The 1612-nt window shown below is 35.5% G+C and carries 2 protein-coding genes; both read left to right on the top strand.

Features of this window, described 5'->3' with window-relative positions; translation table 11 throughout:
- Positions 1 to 79: 79 nt before the first annotated feature.
- On the top strand, positions 80 to 511 hold the full coding sequence (locus M4J38_RS16685; protein ID WP_251760939.1) for a hypothetical protein: 432 nt from the start codon (positions 80 to 82) through the stop codon (positions 509 to 511).
- Between the two features lie 424 nt (positions 512 to 935).
- Positions 936 to 1379: a hypothetical protein gene (locus M4J38_RS16690; protein ID WP_251760940.1), complete on the top strand. Its 444-nt coding sequence runs from the start codon at positions 936 to 938 to the stop codon at positions 1377 to 1379.
- Positions 1380 to 1612: the final 233 nt, after the last annotated feature.

The raw sequence follows: 1612 nt of genomic DNA on the forward strand, positions 1-1612 counted from the left end.
GTAAATTCAATCACGGCAAGACTGTTTACGTTTTTAAACTCCCGCCCATCAGTAAGCCTTGCCGTTACATGCCATTGTTATGACAAAACTTGAAAGTTTAAAGGTTAGCTTGTCTGATTTTTCTAAAACGACAACAGATATTTCTAGGTTCTTGGAGACCAGATTTGCAGATTTGCTTTTCTTTCCAAGTATTCTTTCAGCAGACGTTGATTATAAAGGATATTGTTTGCAGCTTCATTCTCTTAAGGAGTACACATCTGATTTGACATTGGATGAGGATACAAAAATTGTAAAAGAGAAGTTAAGCGAGATGCCCGATGTGTCTTCGTCGGACTTTGAGTATTATAAATTTGGACTTCCAACTTATTGGCTTTTTTTATTGTTTCCAATCGGACTAGTGGTATGGGTAAATACCTATTTCAAACTTTCGGCTCTTCAAAATAAATTGCGCGGTGCTGAAAGGACATCAGGAGCATTGATTTTTATGCTCAGGGCAATGACAAGCAAATAAAATCTTGAAAACTTATCGCATCAAATCTAAGATTTACATTTACGTTGATAGCCTAAGCTGTATTTGAGACGATCTTAATGTGGTTTTTTTTATGAATAATTAGACATTTTACATGGTACTATAAAAAAACGGCATGTAACAATAGTTTTGCAATATCCGGGTTAGACGGTAAAAGTGATGTTCGTTTTAAAAAGTAAATTCAATATCGGCAAGACTGTTTACGTTTTTTCAAATCCCGGCCATCGCAAAGCCGTTACGTTAGCTGAAATGCCCGTAGACGTTATAAAAAGCAAAGACATTAGAGTAATAAATACCAGGTTAAAATGACTTGTAATAGTAATGCCACTTCTCTTTACATTTGCCTGATTCGAGTGTGTTTCAGAGGAGATATAATCGTATAGACAAGGAAACATTGACCAACAAAATGACATTAGCAGAGTATGTTGAAAAGAGAAACGGAGTTCCTATTGGGCATTCCAAATCATTGCGTAATAATTTGCAAAGATCACTTGGTGCTAAAAACTTTGTAGCTTTTTGGAATTTTTGGAATCCGATTTTCGGGTACTATTTAGGGCGGAAAATATTTAAACCCATAAAAAAAGTGTTGCCAATTTGGACTGCTGTGATTTTGACATTCATTTTTTGTGGGTTAATTCATGACTTGGTGACAACATTGTTTCGGGGGAGAATATCTTTGTTTTTCACAATTTGGTTTTTGTTTATGGGATGTTTTGTCGCTCTTTCAAAAAAAGTTGGTTATGACTTGGCACACAAAAGTTGGATTCAAAGAGCCGGAGTAAACTTGACAATCATCGCTGTTTGTTTCTTAATGACAGTAGTACTTAATATAGCCCTGAATTTTTATTAGGACTTCGATTATAAAATAAATTTTACTTTGATTAAAGGGCACTCCAGCTAACAATAGTTTTGCAATAGCTGGGTTAGACGGTAAACGTGATGTTTGGTTTTCTAAGTAAATTCATTCTCGGCAAGACTGTTTACGTTTTCAAATCCCGGCCATCGCAAAGCCGTTACGTTATAGGCAAGCCTAATTGAGCATTCGTTTTCAAATTAGCCGACAAATGACAGCAAGCCAATTTT

Source organism: Parasegetibacter sp. NRK P23 (assembly GCF_023721715.1).
Classification (GTDB): Bacteria; Bacteroidota; Bacteroidia; order Chitinophagales; family Chitinophagaceae; genus Parasegetibacter.

What these genes read in the sequence shown, in the direction of transcription:
- M4J38_RS16685 (WP_251760939.1), top strand. Translation starts at nt 80, where the DNA reads ATGACAAAACTTGAAAGTTTAAAGGTTAGCTTGTCTGATTTTTCTAAA.
- M4J38_RS16690 (WP_251760940.1), top strand. Translation starts at nt 936, where the DNA reads ATGACATTAGCAGAGTATGTTGAAAAGAGAAACGGAGTTCCTATTGGG.